The sequence below is a fragment of the Campylobacter concisus genome (assembly GCF_902460535.1).
GTDB classification, from domain to species: domain Bacteria; phylum Campylobacterota; class Campylobacteria; order Campylobacterales; family Campylobacteraceae; genus Campylobacter_A; species Campylobacter_A concisus_AS.
In genome coordinates, this window is the sequence record NZ_CABPTV010000008.1 from 12,497 (window position 1) to 37,560 (window position 25,064).

The 25,064-nt window shown below is 37.8% G+C and carries 24 protein-coding genes; 8 read left to right on the forward strand and 16 right to left on the reverse strand.

The window, feature by feature from the left end; translation table 11 throughout:
- Window positions 1-23 precede the first annotated feature (23 nt).
- On the reverse strand, window positions 24-2,780 hold the full coding sequence (gene ileS, locus FZ945_RS07315; protein ID WP_148803590.1) for an isoleucine--tRNA ligase: 2,757 nt from the start codon (window positions 2,778-2,780) through the stop codon (window positions 24-26).
- Window positions 2,781-2,875: 95 nt separating this feature from the next.
- Here ileS and FZ945_RS07320 point away from each other — a divergent pair, with 95 nt between their 5' ends.
- From FZ945_RS07320 to FZ945_RS10330, 3 genes are all read left to right on the forward strand, one after another.
- A complete protein-coding gene (locus tag FZ945_RS07320) occupies window positions 2,876-3,973 on the forward strand; it encodes a CinA family protein (protein WP_148803592.1) in 1,098 nt (365 codons plus the stop codon).
- A gap of 349 nt (window positions 3,974-4,322) precedes the next feature.
- On the forward strand, window positions 4,323-4,802 hold the full coding sequence (locus FZ945_RS10325; protein ID WP_262367191.1) for a pectate lyase family protein: 480 nt from the start codon (window positions 4,323-4,325) through the stop codon (window positions 4,800-4,802).
- The gene (locus FZ945_RS10330) at window positions 4,799-5,056 is read left to right on the forward strand and encodes a pectate lyase family protein (protein WP_262367192.1); all 258 of its coding nucleotides are present in this window, start codon (window positions 4,799-4,801) and stop codon (window positions 5,054-5,056) included. The genes FZ945_RS10325 and FZ945_RS10330 overlap by 4 nt, the downstream gene beginning before the upstream one ends.
- Window positions 5,057-5,362: 306 nt before the next feature.
- Here FZ945_RS10330 and FZ945_RS07330 read toward each other — a convergent pair whose 3' ends face one another.
- The 5 genes from FZ945_RS07330 to FZ945_RS07350 all read right to left on the reverse strand — a co-directional run bounded on the left by FZ945_RS07330 (window position 5,363) and on the right by FZ945_RS07350 (window position 8,656).
- Window positions 5,363-6,046: an ABC transporter substrate-binding protein gene (locus FZ945_RS07330; RefSeq protein WP_148803594.1), complete on the reverse strand. Its 684-nt coding sequence runs from the start codon at window positions 6,044-6,046 to the stop codon at window positions 5,363-5,365.
- A 255-nt stretch (window positions 6,047-6,301) separates the two neighbouring features.
- Window positions 6,302-7,156, reverse strand: a complete 855-nt coding sequence (locus FZ945_RS07335; RefSeq protein ID WP_148803596.1) for a TPM domain-containing protein — start codon at window positions 7,154-7,156, stop codon at window positions 6,302-6,304.
- A complete protein-coding gene (locus FZ945_RS07340; protein WP_148803598.1) occupies window positions 7,156-7,749 on the reverse strand; it encodes a LemA family protein in 594 nt (197 codons plus the stop codon). The genes FZ945_RS07335 and FZ945_RS07340 overlap by 1 nt, the downstream gene beginning before the upstream one ends.
- Window positions 7,750-7,858: 109 nt before the next feature.
- Window positions 7,859-8,287: a hypothetical protein gene (locus FZ945_RS07345; protein WP_148803601.1), complete on the reverse strand. Its 429-nt coding sequence runs from the start codon at window positions 8,285-8,287 to the stop codon at window positions 7,859-7,861.
- Entirely contained in the window at window positions 8,288-8,656 is a 369-nt protein-coding gene (locus FZ945_RS07350) for an L-arabinose ABC transporter (RefSeq protein WP_262367193.1), read from the reverse strand.
- A gap of 84 nt (window positions 8,657-8,740) precedes the next feature.
- Here FZ945_RS07350 and FZ945_RS07355 point away from each other — a divergent pair, with 84 nt between their 5' ends.
- Window positions 8,741-9,262, forward strand: a complete 522-nt coding sequence (locus FZ945_RS07355) for a hypothetical protein (RefSeq protein WP_021092115.1) — start codon at window positions 8,741-8,743, stop codon at window positions 9,260-9,262.
- 18 nt (window positions 9,263-9,280) lie between these two features.
- On the opposite strand, the gene FZ945_RS07360 is transcribed toward FZ945_RS07355, so the two are convergent.
- Window positions 9,281-10,021, reverse strand: coding sequence for an EI24 domain-containing protein (locus tag FZ945_RS07360; RefSeq protein ID WP_148803602.1), 741 nt, complete (start codon window positions 10,019-10,021; stop codon window positions 9,281-9,283).
- Complete coding sequence (dut, locus tag FZ945_RS07365; protein WP_009294967.1) at window positions 10,018-10,713, reverse strand: dUTPase; 696 nt, start codon at window positions 10,711-10,713, stop codon at window positions 10,018-10,020. The genes FZ945_RS07360 and dut overlap by 4 nt, the downstream gene beginning before the upstream one ends.
- Before the next feature lie 129 nt (window positions 10,714-10,842).
- On the opposite strand from dut, the gene FZ945_RS07370 reads away from it, so the two are divergent.
- On the forward strand, window positions 10,843-11,031 hold the full coding sequence (locus FZ945_RS07370; protein WP_002940779.1) for a hypothetical protein: 189 nt from the start codon (window positions 10,843-10,845) through the stop codon (window positions 11,029-11,031).
- Here FZ945_RS07370 and FZ945_RS07375 read toward each other — a convergent pair.
- Entirely contained in the window at window positions 11,028-13,403 is a 2,376-nt protein-coding gene (locus tag FZ945_RS07375; RefSeq protein WP_148803604.1) for an EAL domain-containing protein, read from the reverse strand. The genes FZ945_RS07370 and FZ945_RS07375 overlap by 4 nt on opposite strands.
- Before the next feature lie 64 nt (window positions 13,404-13,467).
- Here FZ945_RS07375 and FZ945_RS07380 point away from each other — a divergent pair, with 64 nt between their 5' ends.
- Complete coding sequence (locus tag FZ945_RS07380; protein ID WP_148803606.1) at window positions 13,468-14,007, forward strand: hypothetical protein; 540 nt, start codon at window positions 13,468-13,470, stop codon at window positions 14,005-14,007.
- Between the two features lie 139 nt (window positions 14,008-14,146).
- Here FZ945_RS07380 and FZ945_RS10335 read toward each other — a convergent pair whose 3' ends face one another.
- Together FZ945_RS10335 and ciaB are read right to left on the reverse strand one after the other, a co-directional pair.
- Window positions 14,147-15,586 carry a putative bifunctional diguanylate cyclase/phosphodiesterase gene (locus tag FZ945_RS10335; protein WP_262367194.1) on the reverse strand — a complete coding sequence of 480 codons (1,440 nt, stop codon included), beginning with the start codon at window positions 15,584-15,586 and terminating at the stop codon, window positions 14,147-14,149.
- 886 nt (window positions 15,587-16,472) lie between these two features.
- On the reverse strand, window positions 16,473-18,317 hold the full coding sequence (gene ciaB / locus FZ945_RS07390) for an invasion protein CiaB (RefSeq protein WP_148803610.1): 1,845 nt from the start codon (window positions 18,315-18,317) through the stop codon (window positions 16,473-16,475).
- 90 nt (window positions 18,318-18,407) lie between these two features.
- On the opposite strand from ciaB, the gene FZ945_RS07395 reads away from it, so the two are divergent.
- Together FZ945_RS07395 and FZ945_RS07400 are read left to right on the forward strand one after the other, a co-directional pair.
- Complete coding sequence (locus tag FZ945_RS07395; RefSeq protein WP_009295346.1) at window positions 18,408-18,821, forward strand: acyl-CoA thioesterase; 414 nt, start codon at window positions 18,408-18,410, stop codon at window positions 18,819-18,821.
- A gap of 150 nt (window positions 18,822-18,971) precedes the next feature.
- Window positions 18,972-19,610, forward strand: coding sequence for a Crp/Fnr family transcriptional regulator (locus FZ945_RS07400; protein ID WP_148803612.1), 639 nt, complete (start codon window positions 18,972-18,974; stop codon window positions 19,608-19,610).
- Between the two features lie 2 nt (window positions 19,611-19,612).
- On the opposite strand, the gene FZ945_RS07405 is transcribed toward FZ945_RS07400, so the two are convergent.
- The 5 genes from FZ945_RS07405 to FZ945_RS07425 are packed head-to-tail and all read right to left on the reverse strand — an operon-like array spanning window position 19,613 to window position 25,022.
- Entirely contained in the window at window positions 19,613-20,719 is a 1,107-nt protein-coding gene (locus FZ945_RS07405) for an NnrS family protein (RefSeq protein WP_148803614.1), read from the reverse strand.
- A complete protein-coding gene (locus FZ945_RS07410) occupies window positions 20,712-21,401 on the reverse strand; it encodes an ABC transporter ATP-binding protein (RefSeq protein WP_148803616.1) in 690 nt (229 codons plus the stop codon). Before FZ945_RS07410 ends, FZ945_RS07405 begins: the two co-directional genes overlap by 8 nt.
- The gene (locus FZ945_RS07415; RefSeq protein ID WP_148803618.1) at window positions 21,401-22,198 is read right to left on the reverse strand and encodes an ABC transporter permease; all 798 of its coding nucleotides are present in this window, start codon (window positions 22,196-22,198) and stop codon (window positions 21,401-21,403) included. The genes FZ945_RS07410 and FZ945_RS07415 overlap by 1 nt, the downstream gene beginning before the upstream one ends.
- Window positions 22,195-23,160 (reverse strand): ABC transporter substrate-binding protein, encoded by a 966-nt coding sequence (locus FZ945_RS07420; RefSeq protein ID WP_148803620.1) that lies wholly within the window; start codon window positions 23,158-23,160, stop codon window positions 22,195-22,197. Before FZ945_RS07420 ends, FZ945_RS07415 begins: the two co-directional genes overlap by 4 nt.
- A gap of 11 nt (window positions 23,161-23,171) precedes the next feature.
- Window positions 23,172-25,022, reverse strand: a complete 1,851-nt coding sequence (locus FZ945_RS07425; RefSeq protein ID WP_148803622.1) for a TonB-dependent receptor domain-containing protein — start codon at window positions 25,020-25,022, stop codon at window positions 23,172-23,174.
- Between the last annotated feature and the right edge of the window lie 42 nt (window positions 25,023-25,064).

The following is a 25,064-nucleotide window of genomic DNA, read 5'->3' on the forward strand; positions in this document are numbered from 1 at the left end:
TTATGATAGTTGCGCTTACTGGCTCACTTAGCACTTATGACCTCTTCACATCTTGAACATAGCGCGTCTTCTTTACTGGCGTTAAATTTCCAGCATCTTGGGCATTTGTGAAGGTTGCTTGCTATGATCTTAAATTTATCACCCTCAAGCTCAAACTCAGCTAGTGGTTCGCTATCATCATAAGCTTTAACCGAGCTTACCATGTAAAGATCGGCCACTTCGCGCTCGTCGTAGTTTGTGATGTTGTGGTTTGTGGTCTCTAGGCTTAGCTCTAGAGTTGATTTTATCTTTTTGTCCTTTTTAAGAACATCCACGATCTCGTTAAATTTCTCCCTGCTGGCAAAAAGCAGCTCATCTTCAAAGCTAAGATCAAATTTGATTGGCTCATAGACTAGGTCAAACGCGTCTTTTGCATCGCCTTTGATGATCTTTGGAGCGTAGTCCATCACCTCATCAACGGTGTAAGTAAGCGTTGGAGCGATGAGTGGCAAAAGTGCCTTTGTGATGATAGCCATCGCGCTTTGCGCTGATCTTCTTCTTGGGGCGTCCTTTGCGTCGCAGTAAAGTCTATCTTTACAAACGTCAAGATATACGCCACTAAGATCGGCTGATAGGAAATTTAAAAGGATGTTAAAGCCCTTTGAAAAGTCGTAGTTTCTAAAGCAAGCGCTCGCCTCGTCAAAGACCTTTTTAGCGCGTGCTAATATCCATTTATCAAGGATGTTAAACTCTGTATTTAGGCTCTCAAGATCATTTACGTTTGCTAGTAAAAAGCGGATCGTGTTGCGGATTTTGCGGTATTGCTCGCTTATTTGTTTTAATATATCTTCGCTTATTTTTAGGTCACTTGAATAATCACTCATGCCAACCCAAAGGCGTAAAATTTCCACGCCGTGAGTCTTAGCCACGTCTTGTGGGGCGATGACGTTGCCCTTACTTTTACTCATCTTCTCGCCCTTGGCATCGACAGTAAAGCCGTGAGTTAGGATGCTCTCGTAAGGTGCGTGAGAATTTATAGCTGTGCTTACTAGAAGCGAGCTTTGAAACCAGCCGCGGTGCTGATCTGAGCCCTCAAGATACATGCTTGCAGGGTATTTGCCAGCATCGTAGTTGTCGCTTTGCAAGACCGCATGCCACGTCGAGCCGCTATCAAACCAAACATCAAGGATGTCCATCACTTTTTCTAAATTTTCAGCCTTGTATTTTGTGCCCTTTGGTAAAAGCTCATCTATACTTAGCGCCCACCACGCATCAGCGCCTTTTTCTTTAAAGATAGCCACGATGTGGTCTAAAATTTCACTATCAAATATAACTTCTTTTGTCGCTTTATCTCTGAAAAACGCGATAGGCACGCCCCAGTCACGCTGACGAGAGATGCACCAGTCTGGGCGATTTTCTATCATAGAGCCTATTCTTTTTATGCCAACGCTTGGGTAAAATTTAACCTTTTCAAGCTCTTTTAGCGCTGTTTGTCTAAGCGTTTTGCCGCCTAGTTTAGCCTCGTCCATAGCGATAAACCACTGCTTTGTGGCTCTATAAATGACAGGCTTATGCGTCCTCCAGCAAAATGGATAAGAGTGCCTAAATTTAGATACGCTAAGTAAGCTTTTGCCAAGCAGCTCTAAAATTTTCTCATTTGCTTTAAAGATGTGCATACCGACAAACTCATCTACCACGTCACTTCTAAATAGTCCGTGATGTTTTATGCTCTCATCGTAGCAGCCACCGTCATCAACTGGCATCAAAATTTCACTAAAGCCATATTTCAAACAGACGTAGTAATCGTCCTCGCCGTGTCCTGGAGCTGTATGAACAAGTCCAGTACCTCCATCCATCATGACGTGATCGCCCAGTAAAAATTTAGACTTTCTGCCGTTTAGTGGATTTATCGCGTGAGTGTTTTCAAGTAGGCTTGATTTAAACTCTTTTTTGATCTCGCCTTTGCTTAGACCGCTTTGCACAACGCTTTCAAGTAGTGGCTTTGCAAATATCAAATTTTCAGCCGTTAGCACATAAATTTCATCTGGTTTTAGGCTTATGGCTTGATTTGCTGGAAGTGTCCAAGGCGTAGTTGTCCAGATGACAGCGCTCGCCTCTTTTACGCCAAGCTTTTCTAATGCGTCGCCATCAAGCTCAAATGCTACGTAAATAGAGTAGTCCTCTTTCTCCTCGTACTCGACCTCAGCTTCAGCTAGCGCCGATCTAGCCGCCCAGCTCCAATAAACTGGCTTGCTTCTTTCAACTAAAAGCCCTTTTTTAGCGATCTCGCAAAGTGCTTTGTAGATGTCAGCCTCAAACTCAAATTTCATCGTCATATATGGATTTTCAAAGTCGCCGATGATGCCAAGGCTTTTAAATTCATTTTGCTGAATGTCTATAAATTCTCTCGCGTGCTGCCTGCAAAGTTCTCTGATCTCGACCTTGCTAAGCTCTTTTTTCTTATCGCCAAGCTTTACTTCGACTTGCTGCTCGATAGGCAAGCCGTGGCAGTCCCAGCCTGGCACGTAGCGGACGTTTTCGCCGTAAAAATAGTGCGTTTTTGTGATGATATCTTTTAAAATTTTATTTAACGCGTGGCCGATGTGTAGGTGTCCGTTTGCATACGGAGGGCCGTCGTGGATGTTGAAGTTTTTAACCGCATTTTGGCGATTTTTCTTCATTTTTTCATAAACCTTGCGCTCTTCGTACCATGATTTTAGTCTTTGTGGTTCATTTTGTGGGAGATTTCCGCGCATCGGGAAATTTGTCTCTGGGAGTAAAAGTGTCTCTTTGTAGTCCATTTTTTACCTTGATTTTAAAATTTGCTAATTTTACACCTGTGCTGGTTAAATCACACTGAAAAATAGTATAATGAGGCAAAAAAAGGAGCTTAAAAATGAGACAAAGTATCTTGATAATAGGCGAAGATCTTGAGATAAATAGAGAATTTCTAAACTACATTTTTCAAAGTTACGAGGATCATTTTGGCGAGCTTGGAGTGGTCAGTTTTGCTCCAAAAAATAGCAAAGAGCTACCTTTTATCATCGAAAATTTATCAAAAGATTACGACTTTGTAAGCATTTTTGGCTCGGATGAAAATTTTGCCATCGCCGCAAAGATCGTAGCGACGCTAACAGGGGGCTCGCTCGAGCTAAAAGATAGCACGACACTTGCGCTTAAAGATAGCTTAGACTACTCAAAAAATAGCTTTCTAGCCAGCCTAAATAACGCTCAGATAAATCTCATAAAAGCTAATCCAAATGAAGAGCTAGGTGAGTTTTTAGTCGAGTACGAGCCTGATTTTAGCTACTTTCATCTAATAGACATCGACGCAGATAGCGCGAGGATCCTTATGCTGCCACTTGCTAAAACTTATGAGGTCGATATAACCATTGCGCAGATCCTGCCAAATTTGATACTAGTAAGGGCAAAAAGCAACAAATTTGGCCAGATCGAGAGCTTTTTACAAGGGGTAAAAACGCTATTTTCGCAAAAATTTATCCCACAAAAAGATGTGATCAAATTTGTAGCAAAAAAGCTCATGCAAAAGGGGCTTAAAATTTCATTTGCCGAGTCTTGCACGGCTGGGCTTGCAGCGGCTAAATTTGCAAGATATGGCGGCATCTCAGCTAGCTTTGATGGCTCGTTAGTAACTTATGCAAATCACATAAAGCACGAGTGGCTGGGCGTTGAGGATGAAATTTTAGATAGTTACGGAGCCGTGAGCGAGCCTTGCGTAAAAGCGATGGTAAAAGGCACGCTAAGCACGACAAATGCGGACTTTGCGCTTGCTATAAGTGGCATAGCAGGACCAGGTGGTGGCACAGCTAGCAAGCCAGTTGGCACGGTATATGTCGCAGCTGGCGATAGAAACGGCAATATCGAGGTTGAGAGGCTTCTTTTAAAAGGGGAGCGCAACTACGTTAGAGAGCAAAGCGTGCTAAGCGCCTATCTATGTTTGCTTCGTCTAAAAAGCGAGATATTTTTTGCTTAAATTTTATCTTTCTAAAAATAGCACTAAATTTAACCGGCCAAAAACGTGGAGGTGATCTTAAAAGCCAAATTTAGGTGGTTAAAAATGTTTAAAAAAGATACTTCTACTCGCCATTAGTGCGTTATTTGCATTTGGCACTGAGGCACAGGTGGGCGAGATAAAAGTAAGCGACTTACCTTTTGGCTACGCTAGCATTGGCGAGGAGCAAATTTTGGCGGATATGCCGGTAAAGAGAGTAAAGAAGTCATCGTAAAAGACAAGCAAGAGCTCGTAAAATATGCTCAAATGGGTGGTTACGTCATCTATATAGATGGGCTCATAGACCTTAGCGAAGGCAAGATCCCGCAAAATGGCAAGAGCTTGGGGCTGGAGTGATATTAGCAGTGGTGAGTTTAGCTCTTATACCCAAGTTTATGCAGACTTACGGCGCTTCATGCCGTGCATTTTAGATGGATCGCAAGATCCAAAGCTAGCAGAGCTTCGCAAAAATTTAGCCAATGAGTGGAAAAAACTCATCGTAGTGCCGGTAGCTAGCAATACCAAGGTAATCGGCTTAGGCGAAAACTCAGGCATAAAAGGTGGCTCATTTTTACTAAAAAATGTCCAAAATATCGCTATCCGCAACATGAATACCCTAGATGCTTTTGATCCATTTCCAGATATACAAAAAAATGACGGCTTTAACGCGCAATATGACGGTGTGAGCATAGATTCAAGCAAAAACATCTGGATAGATCACTGCCATTTTAAGGACACAGTGGAGCTTAGCCATGTAAATTTAGCAGACAAAGAGCTTACCAAGTGGCAGACCTACGACGGAACTGTGTGAAAGATAGTGCAGCTATCACGATCTCGCACAAGATCTTTGGAAACCACGACAAAACGATGCTAATAGACTCAAGAGACTATGACGGTAGCAGCGAAACTAGGACTATAACTCTCGCTCACAACATTTTTGACAACTGCGCGCAACGCCTACCTATGGCACGCAATTCAAAGGTGCACGTCTATAACAACTTTTACGACTCAAAAGATGGCTTTTATGACCAAAAATACGCTGTTGGCGTGCGTTTTGCTCGCTAATATACGCTCAAAACAACTACTTTACAAATGGCGTCAAAATAAGCTACAAGTGTAACAAAGGAACCATTTTTGAAAGCGGCAACATAGACCTTTCAAAAAAAGGCAGCGTTTGTGAAAAGCTAACTAAGCCGCCATTTGAGCCTCCATATAAATTTGAGCTCCTAGAAGCCTCAAACGTCCAAAACGAGGTAAATAAAAACGCCGGTACCGGCAAACTAGCCGTTATAAAATAAAACCAAAGCCCCGAGCTAGCCAAAACGCTTTGGGCTAAATTTCTCAGCATCAAAGCCGATAAAAAGATAAATTTCACCCCTTTTTATAGGCATTTTCAACTCTTTTTTTATACTCTTTTGCACTTTTAAGCGCCTTACTAAACTCACCACTAACCACCCTTAAAGCGTCATTTTGAAGCTCTCTCTCATCTTTAAACGATCTAATCCTTGGCGTAAAAGCGACCTCATCCTCTCTAAAATCTGCCTCTTTTAGATCAAAGTTTAAATTTTGAACTTTTGCATTTAAAATGTGAAGGGCGCATTTTCTTGGCCCAAAGATGAAATTTTGCTCTTTTAATGGCTTTAAACTTCTTACCAAGATGCCACCATAAAGCGCTGGCTCACTCTTAAAAGAGATGTCAAAACCAAAGTTGTGAAAGTAAATTTCGCCCGCCTCGCACGATCTTTTGTAGGTGTTTGCATCAAAGCAAGTGTAAATTTCAAGCTCGCCAAATTTATACTCCACGCCGCTTACAACGAAGATCTTGCTTTGCATCAGCTCACGCAAAAAGTCCTGAAATTTCGCGTCAAGATACGCCTTAAAACCTGCTATTTTAAGAAGCTCCTCTCTTTGGCTCTTATCTAAGCTTTTAAAGCCATCTCGCCTGAGTGCTTTCAATTTTTCTTTGTCAAAATGACTTTGCTCTAAAAACCAACTAAGCATTTCCACTAGATCAAATTTAGCAAAATGGCTTTTAAGTAGCTCGCCTGATAGCATTTTTGCTCCTAATTTTTTGGCATATTTTAAGAAATTTAGCTTTTATATGCAAATGGCGAGTAAAAAATACACAAAATGATCCTTTGTTCTACAAAGAAAAATGGCAAATTTTAAAATTTCGTGAGCGAGTAATTTTGGCTCTAAAATTTGAGCTAAGCGATGAGTGAAGCCAAATTTTAGTAGTCAATTCTTAGGGGTGAATGGAATTTTAAAATTTGCAAAACATAATAAATTTACTTCTAAAGCAGGCAAATTTCACCAGCTGCCGCTAGCTCCGCCTCCGCCAAAACCACCGCCGCCGCCACTAAAGCCGCCTCCTCTGCCGCTTGAGCGACCGCCGCCATTTGAGTCTGAACCACCTCGTCTAAAGCCCATTGGCAAAGAGCCACCTTGGCTATTTCTCTTAAAAACGTCTTTTAATATTAGAAAAAATACCGCAAATATAAAGGCAAAAACGCCAAAGATGATAAGGTAGTTTTGCACGCCAAATCCCTGCTCAAGTGCGGTTGATACAAGTCCAGCAAAGCACGTGCTAAAGCCAGTTCGCATAAAAAATTTGCCAAAGATCACAGAGGCAAAACAAGAGAGCATGCCAGCAAAAAAGGCAAACACGCCAAAAGGCAAGTCGCTAAGGCTAGTTTTGTTACTAAATTCCTCACCGCTAGCCACTTTTATGATCGCTAAAACGCCCTCTTTCACGCCTTCACTCATATTGCCGTTTTTAAACTGAGGTATCATCACGCTATTTATGATCTGGCTTGAGATGGCGTCAGTTAGCACCCCTTCAAGTCCGTATCCAACCTCAATGCGGACCTTTTTCTCATTTGGAGCTACCACCAAAAGCACGCCGTTGCTATCTTTTTTTTGACCTAGTTTGTAGCCTCTAGCTATTTCTAGCGATAGCTCTTCGATACTCTTATTTTCAAGCGAATTTAAAGTCACTATGGCGATTTGCGTGGTGCTGTTTTGCTCGAAATTTTGCACTAAGCTTAAAAGCTCATCTCTTTCATTTTGTGAAAAGATATGAGCCTCATCATTGATCTGCTCATTGAAATTTAGAGCAAAACAAAAACAAAGCGCAAAGAGAAGAAGGCTAATGATTTTTTTCATTATTTCTCAAACGAAACTTTTGGATTTTTCATATCTTCGCTGCTAACCTCGATGCCTTGTTTTGGCTTCATCTCTGGGTAGAAAATGCCTACTATAAATTTACCTGGAAAGCTTCTAAGAGCTACGTTGTACTCTTTTACAGCCTCGATGTAGTCGCGTCTTGCTACGCTTATGCGGTTTTCTGTGCCTTCAAGCTGGCTTTGGAGTGAGAGGAAATTTTGGTTTGCTTTTAGCTCTGGGTAGCTCTCACTAACTGCCATCAGCCTGCTTAGAGCTGAGCCTAGCTGACCTTGAGCCGCCATAAATTCTTTTATCTTCGCCTCGTCGCTAAGGCTGCTTGCGTCGATGCTTACTTGCATGCTCTTGCTTCTTGCATTTGCCACATCTCCAAAGACCTTTTGCTCGTGAGCTGCGTAGCCTTTTACAGTTTCAACTAAATTTGGCACGAGATCGGCTCTTCTTTTGTATTGATTTAGCACCTGCGACCACTTCTCGTTGGTGTTTTCATCAAGCACTACAAATGAATTTGCGTATTTGAAAGCGCCAAAGACAAGTGCTGCTATGACCACAACTATGGCTATTAAATTTTTCATTTTTTCTCCTTTAAAAGGGGTGATATTAGTAAAATAAGGCTTAAAAAATGATGTAAATTTAAAGTTATGTGAGGCAAGTGAGTGCTTAAATGGCACTCACTTTTTTGGATTATAGGTCTGTTTGGATCTTATATTTTTGCCAAAAAATTTTCTTGCCAAAGCCTAGAGTGTTGCTCGTAAATTTAACCTTTTCAAGGCTTATAGACCAAATTTTTGGATCCATCGCTTTTGCATAAAAGAATCTTTTAAAGTAAATTTCTCGCTCGCTTGCACTAGCCTCTCTCATCACCCCTTGAAACTGTACACCCTCTATCTTGCCAACGATCTTTGTATCAAGAGCGATGGTGCCAGCAATGAGCTTTGAGTTTTTTAAAAATTTGATATGTGAGCTCTCATCAGAGCTAGCTAGCAAAAGGCAAAAATTTACCTCATCAAAGGCGTAAAATGCGCTAAAAGCGTAAGGCTGTCCATCATCATCAATGGCGCAGACACTTGCAAGGTGCATCTTTTTTAGAAATTTAACTATCCTCTCATCCATCTAAATTCCCCTAAAAATGTCAAGAATGGTTTGAAATTTAAAGATGACTATGGCGATTATCAGCACCCAAAGCGTAAAAATAATGAGCTCTATTAAAGTAAATTTATCTTTTGCAACCCTTTTAAAAATGAGCATTGTTAAAAATGCTCCCAAAAAGCCGCCAATGAGCGAAAAGTAGTGGATCGCATTTACTTTTACGAAGCTTGGCAAAAGCCCTTTAAAAAATAGTGAAAACATTAAAATTGAGAGCAAATTTGCAAGTATCAAGTAGTAGCCAACGACTGGCAAAACTGGGCAAAGCTTAGCAAAAACGAAGCTTAAAACAGTGATAAGCATCAGCAAAAAGATCCTAGTCCCAAAACAACACATCGCCCGTCCTTTTTTGACGCATTTTACAAAATTTTGCTTTATGAAATTAAAAATTTGCCGATTTAGCCTCAAAAGGATTTAAAAATGCAAACAAATTTTTACTCTCAAGGAAGCTACAACAACATGAGCTTTTCGATGAAGACTAGCTCAGGCGACGAGATAAGCTTTTCGATGTATGACAACAAAAATTTAGAGTTTTCAAGCCAGAAAAATGGCACTTCAAGCCAAAGAAGCCTAACTCTAACGCACGAATACGGCTACGAGTTTGCCTATAAAGGCAACGGCATAGACGAGCAGGATATGAAAGAGATCGAAGAAGCGATGAAGCAAATTCGCCCACAGGTTGATGAGTTTATGAAAAATGTCAAAGAGGGCGATAAGATCGCAGGTAGCAGCCAAAGCATAAGCGAGCTTTCAAACAAGATCAAGCAGATGCTACCTGACGCAAAAGATCTGGATCACAAAAATTTCATAAATGACAATATGTTAAAGATGTTTGACGAACTTTTAGCTAAAAATGACGCAAATAAAAATCTACTAAGTGCGACAAAAAGGTTATTTGATACCTTGCTTGATGAGAGCAAAAAAGTATCTTACTACGCTTAAATTTAGGGCCTCTTGGCTCTAAATTTTTATAAGCGCCTCTCTTTGATAAAAGAGGTGCGACAAGACTATCACGAAATAAAGCTGAAAAAATAATCCCACAAGCGGCACAAGCGAGATGAGATAAAATAAAAGTGTAAAAGCAATAAATTTAACCCCGCCACCTTCAAGCAGGGCAAGCTCAAATTTATCGCTATCAAGTGTGTTTGAGCCAACATCTATGAGTAAAAGTTTGTAGTAGATGTAAAAAAACGGCACGTTTATGATGAAAAAATTTACAAACGGCACAAACAAAAGTGGCAGGCAAACGAGCAAGATCCCAAGAAATTTCATGATCTCAACCATCATCACCTTTAGCACTCTAGCCGTGCTAGCCTCGCTTTTAAGCACGTAGTTGTAGTGCCTTTTGTTTATCTCTTTAGCCACGACTGGCGTTAAAAAGCCAGCTACGATTAGGGCGATCACGATGCTAATGATGATCGTTAAAAAGGTGCTTAGAACGTAAAAAAGTATGCTAACTATCCACTTTGTAGCGCTAAAACTTAAAATTTTAATAGCTATAAAAGATAGCGTCGAGTTTGTCTCCAAAAAGGCGAAATTTTCGTTTTTAGCGCCATCGCTTAAAAGGTCAAATATCTCGCCGCCTCCCCAGATCGTAAGCCACGCAAGGCTACAAATGCTAAGAAAAAGCGGCAATATAGATAGCGTTATAAATTTGGCTGTGAAAAAGTCTTTAAAGCCAAGGCGAAGAAGATTTATCATTTTACCTTTTTATACTCACGCTCAAGTGCGGCGTAAATTTCATCTATCTTACTAACGCCATTTGATAAAATTTCGCTCATCACTTCGTTATCTTCACGTCCGTTCCAAATTTTCTTATAACTTCCCTCTTTGTAGCCGTTATTTTGGCGAAAGCGATTTAGAACGTTTTTAGCGATGTAGCACTCATAAAGCGAGTATAAATTTACGCCACATTTTAAAGACATTGAGAAATAAATTTTAAAGATATCAAAGATATCATAGTCAAAGCCGCTGCACTCATGTATAAGCATCTCAACGTCGTTCATGATCTCATAAATGCTCTCATCTTCGACCTTTAATGGCTCTTTGCAATAGTCACTAAAGCCGCTTGACTGGCAGATATCATCAGCCAAAGTCTCAACATCGCCAAGCTGCTTTGCCTTGTAAATTTGTAGCGCTAGGCTCATTATAAAGTGCCAGATATCGACAACCTCGATGCGTAAATTTTGTTCATCAGTCTTGGCATCTATGCTCTTCCAGTGCTTCCACGCAAAGCTGTCAATGAGCTCAGCGCACTCCATATATATGCAGCGCCTCCAGCTTATGAGTTTATTTTTATTTGTATAGCCATTTTCCCAACCAAGCCCGTTTGTCTCGTCATTTAGGCTTTGTTGCATCTTTAACATCTCTAAAACAATAGTTCTTTCATCCATTTTTAAACCTTTTAAATTTTAAATGATTATAACAAAAAACAATTAATGCTTAAGCGACAAGCTTGACCCAAATCATCTTAATGCAAGCTTACAAGATGTAAAATCACCCAAAATTTCAAAGGAGAAAAGATGAGAGAGAAAGATCTAGTAGTTTGCAACGTTTGCGGACTAAAAAGCAGCGATGATAAAAATGCAGTTTTCATCCACGCTCACAAAAACGGTGAAGAGGTCGATATCTGCACAAGCTGTATCCCAAGCGTGATACATGGCTCAGGCATGGTCGTAAAATCAAACGAAGAGATAAAGGCTGAAATTTAAATATCAGCCACCATGTGAGAATTCTGCCTTAAAGAATTCTCAAACTCCTCCGCACTCATCGGACGAGATAAGAAATATCCTTGCATTTCATTACAATTAAGCTCTTTTAAAAGCTCTTTTATCTCGTGGCTTTCCACGCCTTTTGCTGTCACTTTTAGCTTCATTGATTTTGCTATATTTATGATAGCAGCGACTATTTGCATATCTTTTTTGTTGATCACTGACTGAGCGACAAAGTCATTTGCTATCTTTATGCGGTCGATCTTATACTTTCTGATATAGACAAATGACGTATATCCAGATCCAAAGTCATCTATACAAACATCTATGCTATTTTTCTCTAAAAGTGAGAAAATTTTATCAAGCGTCTCTTGGTCGTTTTGCCATATACTTTCACTAAATTCGAGTTCAAACTGCTTTGGATTTAAATGATGTGAATTTAAAGCAAGTATAAAGGCACTTACAAATTTTTCAGATGTGCTTTGTATCTGATCTACATTTATACTTATCTTTGGTATCTTTATACCCTTTTGTCTCCACGATACGACTTGTTCTATTGATTTTAGGACAGCAAGAGTGCAAATTTCGTTTAAAATTTCACTATTTAAACTAGCTATCTCCATAAACTCGCCAGCCTCTTTTAAGCCAAATTCTTTTGAATGCCATCTCAAAAGTGCTTCTGCACAAGATATCTTTTGATTTTCCATATCAACAATAGGCTGAAAGTAGATTTCAAAGTCCTCTTGCAAATTTGCTCCTTTAAGAGCTATTTCGATAGCTGAATTTCTATATGTTTCCCTATCTATATCTTTATTATAAACCATAGGGTTTAAAGCTGGATTATTCTTGGCATAATACATCGCCATATCAGCTCTTTTGATGATATCTCTAGGTTCAGTGATATTTTTTCTATTTACAACATAAATTCCTATGATACTTTTAAGATAAAAGTGATATTTATCTACTTGCATAGACTTTTCTATCGTCTCTCGTAGCTCCAAGCCAAATTTCATACGCTTAGTGTGGCTATTTTCTTCCATATTTGAAAGCACGATAAACTCGTCAGCACCTATCCTCGCTATAAATTCTTGTCTATTACACGCTTCACGTATGCGCTTTGCCACTATTTTTAAAATTTTATCGCCGATTCCGTGACCATAGGATGTGTTTATATTTTTAAAACGGCTTATATTTATATAATAAACTACAATCTCTTGTTCTTCTTCTATGGCTTTACACATCTCATCTAGCTTATTTAGTAAAGAGTCTCTATTATCAAAAGATGTGAGATAGTCCTTTTCAGATACATTTTCTAAGCTTAAATTCATGATCTCTAGCTCAACCATCTTATTACGCTTTTCTTTATTTTTTATATCATGTAAAAGACGTTCGGCCTCATATGCTTCATCACTTTCATTAGAAGCCCTACAATAATAGCCCAAAATAGCACCAATAACAATAATAATCAACGCTATCAGATCAGATGTGGCATCTATGTCTCCTTTTATCAAAAGCAAACAAGCTGAAGTCATTGGTATTAGTCTTGACACAAAACCAATACCAACATTTTCCATATTTATATCTTTGTTTTTACCTTTTAGATAAAAACTTCCAACCATTAAAATAATAAAAGGAACAAGATACAGCGAATGAAATCTAACTTTAAAGTCATTAAATAAAAAACCATTATAAAAAACATATAAATTTAGTAGTGTAAAAATCACGCTTCCCACAATGAAATAAAAGCCACTATATTTAAGTCCAAAAGTAGTGCTTGTAAAAATTTCACTAAGCGTTATAAATAAAATTAGTAAATTTATAAAAAAAGCAAGACTAAAAACGATGTTGTTTATATTTTTTGAAAGTATAAATTCTTTAAGATAGCCAATATCCCCAACCATACAATAAGTAAGAATGCAAACTAATAAAAAAACGTTAAAACTATCGGATAAAATCTGTTTCCATTTTCTTTTTGGAAGTGCCTTAATCTTATTAATAAAAAATATGCCAACAGCAACCAAAAGCAAAAACATAGGGAGCAGATCAAAAAAATCAAGATAAGAAATTTGCTCTTTACTTCTTAAAAAAAAGTCTTCATTGACGCTTCTAATGGCGTCAATAATAGCCCAGATAAAGACTCCAAAGCATACAGCAAGCCAGTGGATGACTTTAAGCTTCGATCTGTTCATAGAGATATAGATGCCAAGAACCACAAAAACAAAGCCCAAAAATATCAACAAATTTTCAAAAATTTTATAGTTTAAAATGCCGGCAAACTGAGAAAATATAAAAAGAGCTATAACGGCATAGAAAATTTGTTTTTGTCTTAGGATAAGTGACGAATTTGACGTAAAAAAAATGTTTCTCTCCATTGTTTATTCTATTTCAAACCTTATTTTTAGTTATAATTTTGCAAATTTTTCTTTAAGGTTAATTATGAAATGTAATATCGTCTTATCTGGAGAAAATTTAATAGACTACCAAGCATTTAATCTATTTTTCTCAAAAAAGGCTAGAAAACAGTATTTTATAAATGTTTTTATGATTTTTACGGAGGCCATTATAGCTGGATTTATCGCTGATATGCTCTTAAAAACCAAAATTTTTACTATTATTGGCACCATTTTTGCTATCTTTTGGATCATTTTTTATCCAATTTTTTTAAAAAATAGACGAAGAGCGGCGCTAAAAAGCTTAGAAATTTCAGACTTTAAAAAAGAGATGATCTTTGAAGTAAATGAGAAAAATTTGGCATTTTATGAAAATGAGCCAAAAGAAAATGAAATTTTTGACATAAAAGATGTAAGTGAAATTTACGAGCTTAAAAATATCTTTGTCATCTTTATAAATGAAAAAATCCATCTTGTCTTGCCAAAAAATAAAGAAACCTCAGAGCTAGTAAAAACACTCATAAAAGATAGCAAAAAAGAGCTACTACTTTTTGAAAATTTAGACTACAAAAGCGTTATGAGCTAAAAACCCATACAAATTCATAAAAAATTTTCTTAAAAAGTTATTAACCTCGTGAAAAACCTGTGAAAAACTTCTGTTTTTTAGACAGAAGTTTTAGGCATTTAAATATCAATCAAATCTAACTCTAAAATTTAAATTTACATTAGTCCAATGTGCTTCTTATGAGCTCTTCAAAGTCTTTAGCGTTCATCGGCTTACCCCATAAATAACCTTGTATCTCATCGCAGCCTAGCTCTCTTAAAATTTCAAGCTGAGTTTCATCTTCAACACCCTCAGCGATCGTCTTTAGCTCGATATTTTTAGCTAGAGTTATAACGCTTTTTACAACGTCTCTATCGATCTCGTTTATAGCGATGTTATCAACTAGTTCTTTTGCGATCTTTAGCCTATCTAGTGGATACTTTTTGATGTAGTTCATCGATGAAAAGCCAGTGCCAAAGTCATCGATAGAGATGCTCATGCCCTTATCTGAAAATTTCTTTAAGACTGTTTGCATTATCTCTTCGGCATTGACGAGGCTTGCCTCTGTAAGCTCGATATCGACACACTTTGGATCCATGTCAAATTCTTCAACATAGCCAAAGATGTCCGATGCAAAATTTACATTATCAACCTGTTTTGGCGAGATATTGATGCCAACTTTTAGGCTGATGCCATACTTTTTGTTCCAGTAGCTCATCTGCCTTATGGCCTCTTTTGCCACCCATATTCCTATTGTATTTATAATTGAGCTTTGCTCGGCTACTGGGATAAATTTAGCTGGACTTACAAAGCCTTTTACCGGAGAGTTCCATCTTATAAGAGCCTCAGCGCCTATTATCTTTTTACCATTTAGCAGATACTGCGGCTGGAAATTTAGGCTAAATTCCTCATCAAAATTCATAGAATTTAGCAAAATTTCTATGTAGTTTTTCTCCTGAATGATCTCTTTTATATCATCGTAAAAGACATATTTTGTATTAACATCTCTTTTTGCTGCATCAAGTGCCGCTCCAGCTTGCATGATAAGATCATCAGCTAAAATTTCACTTGTTTGCGTTGAGCTAACGCCAACCTTTGCTCCAAGAGCTATCTTATAGTCGCCAACTGAGATTTGCTCGGCTATGATGTTTAGCAGATAGTATAAAAATTCTCTATAATGCCCCTCATTTTTTTGCTTTAAAACTACCATAAAGTCATCGCCGCCAAACCTTGAGACGATAGCGCCCTCTGGCAAGATCGCTTTTATATTTTTAGAAAATTTCAAAAGCACCTCATCACCCACGTAGTGGCCGTATGAGTCATTTATAGCCTTAAAGTGGTTGATGTCGATGCAATAAATATCTATCTTTTCGCCAAGCGCTTTGGTCTTTATCATCTCTGATAGTTTGCTTAAAAATGACTGTCTATTTAAAAGCCCAGTGAGTGAGTCAAATTCGCTAAGCTGCCTTAAGCGCTCGTTTTTCTCTTCAAGTTCTTTTAAGCTATCTTGGATCTCTATATCTAGTTTTTTTATTATTGTTTTTTCTTCAAGGGATAGTCTTTTTATCCTTTGCGAATAAGATATGTTGTAAGTTATCGCAGAGTATATTAGTAAGGTCATAAGCAAAAATACAATCCACGATGAATATATCTGATCGGTCTTTGTAGCGCCTAATGTAATACAACAAAGAATAAACAAAAATGCGTTTTTTTCCAATAGAACTCTTTGGGAATCTCGCCTAAATAATCTTATTTTAATATTTGCTTCATTTTCTATCAAATGTAGGCTTGCTAAAAATATAATAAAAAATGCGATTTTAAATAAACTCTCATAATGAATATCTGCACCATCAAGACCAAAATAAGGTCTAATTGAGTAATATGCATCGCAACCGCATATAAACAAAATGGCTAGTAGATACAAAAATAAGCCTCTATGCCTTTTCCTTGATCTCAATAAAAAGAAAGTGGTAAAAACCGCACAAAGCAAAAGCGTATCTATGGATATATATGCAAGATTTAGTAAATATTTTTTATCAAAAGCTATATTAAAGCTCATATGAAAGACAGAGAACCAAAGAAAGCTTGAAACGATAAAAATAATAACTAAAGCATCAGCAATTAATTGCTGCCATGAAACTTTTTTAAGACTACTAGTAAAAAGTCCAACAAAAGATATAAAAAACATCAAAAACGGAACTAAAAATAAAATTTGCATAAATGTTCTACTAGAGACATTTTTACTAACAAAATTTAATCTATCGTAAAACATCAGCAACACATCAGCCGCTACCCAAAATCCAAGAGCAAGAAGAGCATATATCCAATACGAATTTAAAACCCCAGCTCTTTTCAATGCAATAAAAAAGAAGATAGCTATTGCCGCATCCACAGCAATAGAAGCGCCACTTAAAAGTAACTGATCTCCTAGATAAATAGCAGAAAAATAAGCAATAATCAGGGCAAATATAAATAAAAAAGAGCCGTTGTGAAAATTTGTTATCCTATCAAGCACGGCTCTTCTCCGCTTCCTGGGCTAGCTTTTGCCACCTTTGCCACTCGCCGCTATCATCGACGTCGTTGCCGATAGCCTCGTATCTAGCGTAAAAATGCTCAACAAATTTCTTGCACTCTTCATCTTTTGGCAGATAGCTTAGCTCATCTTTTTGGCAAAATTTCTCCAAAAACACGCTCGCATCATCTTTTTTAGCATATGTTTGCGCTAGCTCGTAATAGTTTTGCAAGCAAATTTCTTTAAATTTAGCGTAGGCTTGCTCGCTCATATCCACGCTTAGCTTGCCGTCAAATTTAAGCACCCCATCCCTAAAAAGCAGGCTAAGATGTATAAGCCCCTCGCAGTAATAAGCCCTCACCTCATCGACCTTTCGCCACGCCATAAGCCCAACCGCACGGGCTATCAGCTCATGAAAGACGGCCATTTTATACTCCGCCTCTTCATGCAAGAAGAAATTTACTAGCCCGCCAGTCGTCGCCTTATACTCTTCTATAAATTTAAAGACGCCACTTTTATTCATACTCATCTCAGTATCAAGTCCGATAAAAAGTATGTGCCCAAATTCATGGCCGATCGTTGAAATTTCATATACTTTTTTCCAAATTTTTGGCTTTAAAAATAAAATTTCCCTACCAAAATCCAAAAATTCCTTGCTAAAAATTTCGGCCCCAAGCTTCATAAAAGGCTTTGCCTTTGCACCCTCATAGACGTGATTTACAAAGGCAAAAATTTTCTTGCCGCATTTTGCGCTCACGCTCTCATCATTTGGCACAACCTGAGCGCTAAAAAGCCCGTTTAGCTCTGCCCCATAGTAGATCATCGGCACGCTTATATAAAGCTGCGTTCTAGCGATATTTTCGCTAACTGCCTTGTTTGTTGCGGCGTTATCAAATTTGATCTTTTTACAAACGCTTTCGTAAGTTTTTGTCACTTTTTCTTTAAATTTAAGCTCATCAATGCCCTCGCTATCGACCAGCCTGATGTCCCACTCAAGTGCGACTGCGTGCGTGTAGGCATCCTCGTAGTACTCCAGCGGATGGCCTGGCTGAAGCGCTCCTTTTACATCCATCCACGCTATCTCAGCCTCTTGCCAAGCGTTTATCACCTTTGCATTGTCCTCTTCGCAAAAAGCGTTTTGCAGCTTTTCAAGGTATTTTACGTAGGATTTTTGCTCGTCATTTTGATCCAAATTTCTTAAAATTTCAAGATTTTTTATAAAAACTTTTTTAAGCTCTTTTACCTCATCTTTAAAGGCAAGCGCATAAGGCAAAAAGCTAAATTTCTCGCCCTCTTTGCAAACTGCGCCATACGTTCTATCAGCCCTTACGCCGTTACTATCACACTGAAATAAGCCGTTTTTAGTGATAAACTCATTTGCCTCGCCTAAATCTTTAAATTTAGCTTCAAACTCTTTATTCGTGGTATCTATTATCTTTTCTTGCCATGAAATTTGCCATGCATTTAGACTAAGTCCAAGCTCGTGCATAGCCTCAACAAAGGCTTGAAAAAATGGGTCTAAAATTTGCTCATCACGTGCCTTTTTTATAAGCTCGGCATGCAGATTTTCATATAAATTTCTAACGTAGCCGTAGATCAAATTTAGCACGCGCTTTTGCTCGTCCTCGCCTAAATTTAGCTTTTTTAGCTCATTTTGAAGTGGGTCTACTTTAAGATCAACTATCCTTCTAGCAAGGGCTAGTTTTTGGCTCGGCGTGCCATCAAGGGCACAAATCTTCAGAGCATCAGTTATGATCTTGTCATCTAAATTTTTATAAATAGCATTTAGTTTGGATTTTTGCTCTTTTGTAAGTTCGTTTAGTCTTTTAAAATCATTCATCTTTTCATCCCTTAAAGTTGCAGGATTTTAGCATAAAGCCATTAAAATTTGCTACAATTTACCAAAAATTTAAAATCTAAAAGGCAAAAAATGGATATTTTAAAGGACTTTGGCGAGCCACGCATCAAGCAAGTGATGCTACCAAAAGATACAAACTCAGCTGGCAATATCTTTGGCGGCTGGATAATGAGTCAGATAGACCTTGCAGGTGCTCAGGCGGCAAGAGAAATTTCTCCCGAGCGAGTTGTGACGATTTCGATGAAAGAGATCATCTTTAAACAACCAGTCTTTGTTGGCGACGTGCTAAGCTGCTATGCAAAGATCATCGCAGTTGGCAAAACATCGATAACAACGCAGATAGAAGTGACTGCACTTAGGCTAAATGACGGCGGTTTTAGAGAGACTATACACGTCACAAGCGCCACCGCGACCTATGTTAGTGTGACAAAAGACGGGCACAAAAAACCGATAGATGAGAAGATAAAAGAGCTTCATGGATTTTAAAATTTGGTTGCAATTTATGCAGCCAAACCCCCCGAATTTATCACTATTTTAAAAAAGATTTGAAAAAAAGTAACACCAAAAAAGAGAAATTTCAACTTATTTAAATGCTTTATAAAGTAAAATCTGCCCTTACACTTTTTTGGGAGAAAGATGAAAAAATCACGCTTAGGGCTTTTACAAACGCATATTTTAGATATCTTAACACAAGATGAGCTGGAGAAATTTGAGTTTAAAGAGCTGCCAAAAACAAGCACGATCTACACCGAAGATATCGAGATAATTATCCTAAAAAACGGCTCAGCAAAGCTCTCATTTTTTGAAGATGGCGAGGAATTTATCCTTTATCATTTAGAAAAAAACAACATCGCCATACTTGATGACAACTGCGCATTTGAAGTGCTCGAAGATGCCCAAATTTACGTCATTAGACTAGATAATATCGGCGAAATTTTACACAATCCAAAAGCTGCAAGCGAGATTTTAACAACCACGCTAAACACCATCATCGTGCAGCGCCAGATCACAAAGTCGATACTTTTTGAAGACGCAAAGGGCAGGATTGCAAATTTCTTAATCGAGCTTGCAAATGAACAAGATCTAAAACAAAATGGCTACCGATATGTATTTTTGCCATTTTCTCTAAAGGTGCTCTCAAGCTTTGTCGGTCTCAAGCGCCAAAGCGCCTCAACAGCCTTTAATGAGCTTATCAAAGACGACATCATCAGAAAGATCACACCGCACGAATTTCTCATCATTGACCACGAAAAACTAGAAAGTTATACAAACTAATATCACTCAGGGTCCTCAGAGAATTCATTATCTCTAAAAATTGCATAAAAATTTATGAGCCAAAAGACAAAAGCAAGTGCTATCAAAGTGGCCGGTAAATGAATATAAAATCCACTCCAAAAATAAGCCAAAATGCCTCTACTAATGCCAGCTAAAATAACTAAAATAAAAGCAACTTTACTAAGGCGTAAAAACTCAAGCTCTTGTCCGCTGTGACGAAGTCCAGCGATATTAAAAATAAGCATAACACTAAAAATAACGGCATTTACGGCTATTAAGTGCATAAAATTTACTTCAAGACCTAGGTTTAAAAGTCCACTTGCTCCGATACCTAAAAAACCAACTGCTAAAAATATCTGCATAAAGTAATAGTAAATCACAAAATTATGCCTCAAAAGTTGCTTATAATGCCACTCTTTAAGCTTTGCAAGCACCGCACATCCGCAAGCAATGGCTGCATAGTAGGTGCCGATGCTTTTTTCAAAAAATATATTAAAAAGCAAAAACGCACAAGTCATGCAAATAGCGATATTTTTATAGATAAAATTTGGCACAAAGATAGCCTCATCCATATCTTTTTCTCGCTTTAGCGCTTCTTTGCCAAGTACAACGCTAACGCGATACGAAATAAGCAAGATAGCGATGATATGAAGATAAATTTGCAAATTTAAAAATTTTTCGTTGTCACTTATTAGATAGTAGATTTCAAAACCTAAAATGCCAAACAAAAATCCTAGCACACCAAATTGATCAAGATTTTTATCTCGCCAGATCATATACAGGCAAAGCATCACTAGATATGCCCAAAAAAGTGTAATAAAAAAATGTGCTAAAAATAAGCTAAAAAGTGCTGCTATAAAACTAGTTGCAAAGAGTGAAAATAAAATATAAGCGTGGGCTTTTAGCGAGGAGCTAAAATTCGTCCAGTCGGTTAGTCCAGTGAGTAAAAAACCAGCATAAGCAAGTGCTAGAAAAAGGTGCAAAAATATAAATTTATGCAAACTCACAAAATCAGTTGGTGTAAAAAATATAGCAGCCCCCAGCACAGCACAGGCGGCACTGGTAAGAAAAAATATCCTCATAGGATAGGTAAAAAAGTTGTTAATCATAATAAATTTGCCCTTTAAAATTTTCATCTATTGTTTTGCTGATAAATGTAAAATCACGGTCTTTAAAAGCCTCGTCTAAAATAAGCTCTTTTTGTATGACCGCACCCTTATTTGCGAGAAAATAAATTCTATTTGACATCTTTATAGCCTCCATTCTGTCGTGCGTGACGAGTATTATGCTCATACCCTCGCTCACTCTTTGGCTAACGATATCGATCAAAATTTCTTTCATATCATAGTCAAGCCCAGAAAATGGCTCATCCATTAAAAGAAGGTCAGGTTTTGTCACGATCGCCCGCACGAAAGCAACCCTTTGGCGCATACCGCCGCTTAGTTCATTTGGATATTTTAGTGCGTCTTTTTGACTAAGACCAACCTTAGCAAAGAGCTTTAAAACGCTGTTTTGATCAGGTTTATCCATAACTAAAAGCACATTTTCAAGAGCATTTTTCCATGTAAGCAGACGATTTTCTTGAAAAAAATATGTCATTTTTTTAAATTTATTAAAAATTTCCCCTTTTCTAGGCTCATTTAGTCCGCTAATAAGCCGCAAAATGGTAGTTTTTCCACATCCTGAAGGCCCAAAAAGCGTCACCACCTCGCCTTTTTCTACCTTTAAATTAAAATTTCTTACGACCTTATCTCTTAAAATTTCATACTCTACATTTCTAAGCTCAAGCATCATCTTCTCCAAGGCATCAGGGCTATTTTTAAAGGCTCAATGATGAGGTATTCAAAAAGCATGATAAGAGCGATGCTTAAAAGAACATACGCCATCACTTCAGTTGTTTCAAGCATCGCCCTTGCATTTGCTATCTTTGCTCCCATGCCGTTATTTGCACCCAAGAGTTCGGCCATTATGACTATTTTTACACCCATTGCAACAGCTACACTAACAGAGCTTATGATATAGCTCGTAAGATGCGGAATGTAGAGGTGTTTTATCTTTTTTAAAAAGCCTAAATGATAGGCATCAAACATCTCTTTTAGCTCCTCATCTACACTACTCATAGCAACTGCCGAGCTTGCAAAAGTGAGTGGCAAAACGGTTATAAAGATAGTAAAAATGGTGCTAAAATTTCCAAATCCAAACCAAAAAATAGCAAGCACTATCCAAATAATTGGTGGCATCGATAAAAGCAAGGTAATGACAGGTCTAAAAAAGGCCGCAAAGCTTTTAAAGCTACCTGCTATTAGCCCTAAAAATATACCAAAAAATGTTGCCGTGCTAACCCCAACTAGTGATCTGCAAAGCGTTATATTTATCTCGCTATTTTTGTAGTCCTTTATGATTTCACAGACTTTAAAAAATACATCTTTTGGCGAAGGGAGTAGGAGTGGGGAGCTAAACTCGCTTCCCACTTGCCAAATAGCCAGTATCAAAAAAACTACGGCAAATCCGCTAAATCCGCCCCAAAAATAGTCAATCATTTTTAAAAAGGCTGAGCGATCTTTTTTGACGCCGTCGATTAGTATCATAAAAATAGACCTTTATCTGGCATCTTACCACCTAGAAATTTTGGATTGAACTGATAAATTTCTTCAAAAAATGCCATAATTTCACTTTGTAGTTCATTTGCTTTTGTCACTGTTAGATTTGCCTTATCAAAAGCATTTGCAAGTGCCACTTCTGGAGCTGGTAAGTAGCTTGAACCTATCTTTGCTGCGCTTTGCTTATTCTCAAGTATCCATGAAAGTGCGTTCTTAAGATCGCTATGAAGCGTATCAAATAGATTTAAGCTCTTCTCATAAAAGCCTCTTTCTACGATAATGCCAGCCATTGGGATTATCGGTTTTGTATTAAAGCTCTCGCCCCAAATTTTTGGAAAATCAACTGAGTAATGTACGCTAATGCCTGCTTTTTTACCACGCAAAATAGTCGCTTCGCCAAGAGGTTGCGGGACTAATAAAATATCAAAATCTTTTTGTAAAAATAAAAGTAGAGCTTCAGGCGGTGTTGCTGTATAGGTGATATCTATCTTGCTAGCGTCTATGCCTCGCTTCTTGCAAAGTGCCCTTAGGACAAGATCAGGCATGTCACCACGAAATGGCATGACTAGCTTTTTGCCTACAAAATCTTCTAAATTTTTGATCTTTTCGTCCTTAACCATAGCGTTCATCACGCCAAGAGTCAGTAAATTTAACATCGCAAAATCAAGCCCTTGATTTCTTAAATTTGCAGCGACATTTGATGGTGACATCGTGACTTTAATATCCCCACTAGCTACGCCTGCACGAAGCTGATCTGGTGTTTTCCAGATATTTAGGTTCACATCATAAGTTTTATTTAACTCGCCTTGCAGTGCAGCAACTGCCATTATGACACTTGGGATCGCTGGTGCGCCCCACATATTAAAGCTCTCTTTTGCAAATAAATTTGGTGCAAAAGCGCTAACGCCTAAAGCCGTGCTAAGTCCTAAAAATTTTCTTCTATCTAACATCTTTTTCTCCTTTAAAAACTGCTATGAAAGCTAATAAAAAATGTTCTGCCAGGGGCATGAACGACTACTGGATCAAGTGCTGCTACGTGATCACCGCTGATAAATTCTGCATAATCTTTGTCAAATAAATTTGCTACGCCAAATCTTATGCCAACTTTGTTTTTAAACTCTACGCCACCATAAAGATCGAGCAAGCCAAATCCTTTTGCTGCCTCTTTTTTGTCGATACCTAGACCATTTTGCTTGCTAAAATCGCCTCTAGTTTGCTTTGAAACTAGCCTTAGTGCAGTGCCTAGGTTGTAGCTACCAAAGCTTGCATAGTCTTTGTAGTCAAATGCAAAATTTGCCTCAAAAGGCCTTATTTGATAAAGCGGTCTGCCATCTGTTTTGTTTTGTCCGTAGTTATAGTAAAGTGAGCTTTTTAATCCAAAGTGCCTTGCAAAGCTATATTCTGTATTGAAATTTACACTATAAAGCGTTGCATCAACATTTCTTGAGATGACAGCATTTTTATTTAGTGGCATGGTAGCTTTTGAGTGACGTCTATCAAAAATGATCAAATTTTTTACACTATCAGCGATGAAATGCCCGCTAAAGCTAAAAGCATCTTTGTTTTGCAAAGAATTTAGGTATTCTTTATAAAACTGGCTACCAAATTTAAAGCCAAGAACCGCTCTATTGTGCCTTTCTGGCTCTAAATTTGGATTTGCGATCCAGCCATTATCGCCCGCACCATAAAGTGTATTAAAACGCTCCATATTGCTTGGCAAGCGAGATAGGCTCTCAAGTTTTGCAAAATAGCTATCCTTGTCGTTTGGTGTAAATTTATATTTTAAACTTGCGCTAAAAGCATCTTTTTTGATCTTATCACTTACGTCTTCACCATAAATTTGACGAAGCAGTCCGCGAGTGGTGCTAATGGCTGGATTTAGTGCGAAATATTTAGTATCAAGCCCGTTAAGCTTACTTCTTTGCTCTTCATATTTTAAGGCAAGAGAAGCTTCGTTTGCTTCATTAAATTTATAAGCAAGTGTGTCAAAAAGCATAAATTTATCGCTTTTGATATCAGCAAACCTGTATCCGTTAAATACCCAGTTACTGCCTTGCTTTATATATCTTTTGCCATCATGTTTATCTTTTTCAAAGCCAGCACCTATTTGATTATGAAAGCTTGCAAAATTAACATCATATTTTAAATTTGTCTCAAGCACATCTCTTTTTATCTCAACTTTTACATTTGGCGCAGTATCTCTTAGATGAAAATTATCAGCTTTTCGCTCAATCTTTTTTGCAGCAAGCTCAAGATTTAGCGTATTTGAAAGGTCTTCTTCGCCCAGCCTGATATTTAGTTTGCCAACTTTTCTTGTCGTTTTAAAGGCATCCATCGCGTGTTCTGGCTGCTTGTCTTTATCGATATTATCCCTTAAAAAGGTAAGTCTAAGCTCACTAAGCTCATTTGGCACAAAACCTAAAATAGCGCTTTGACCTTGTCTATTGTAACCATAGTTCCATTTTTTGCCACTTCCGTCTTTATAGCTATTTGCCTTGGTGAAATTTGCGTTTAAAATGGTATAAAAATTTGTGCCACGATATTTAAAAAGCGATGAGTTGTAAAAGCTTTTGCCATACATTCCAGCTGAGATATGAAACATATCCGCTGAGCTATCAAGTAAATTTGTCACAAATGGATATTCGCTTCTTTGGGTGCGGTCAAATTGATTTTCCACAAAGGCACTTTGCGCAACATTTGGCGTTATAATTGGCGGTGGCGCAAATTCTTTAACAGGCTTTATAGTGTCCAAATTTGCTTCATTTGCTAAAAGCAGTGACGAAAAAACTATTAGGCTTAAAACTTGCCTCATAAAAACTCCTTTTAAAATACAATTATGATTTTTCTTATCGAA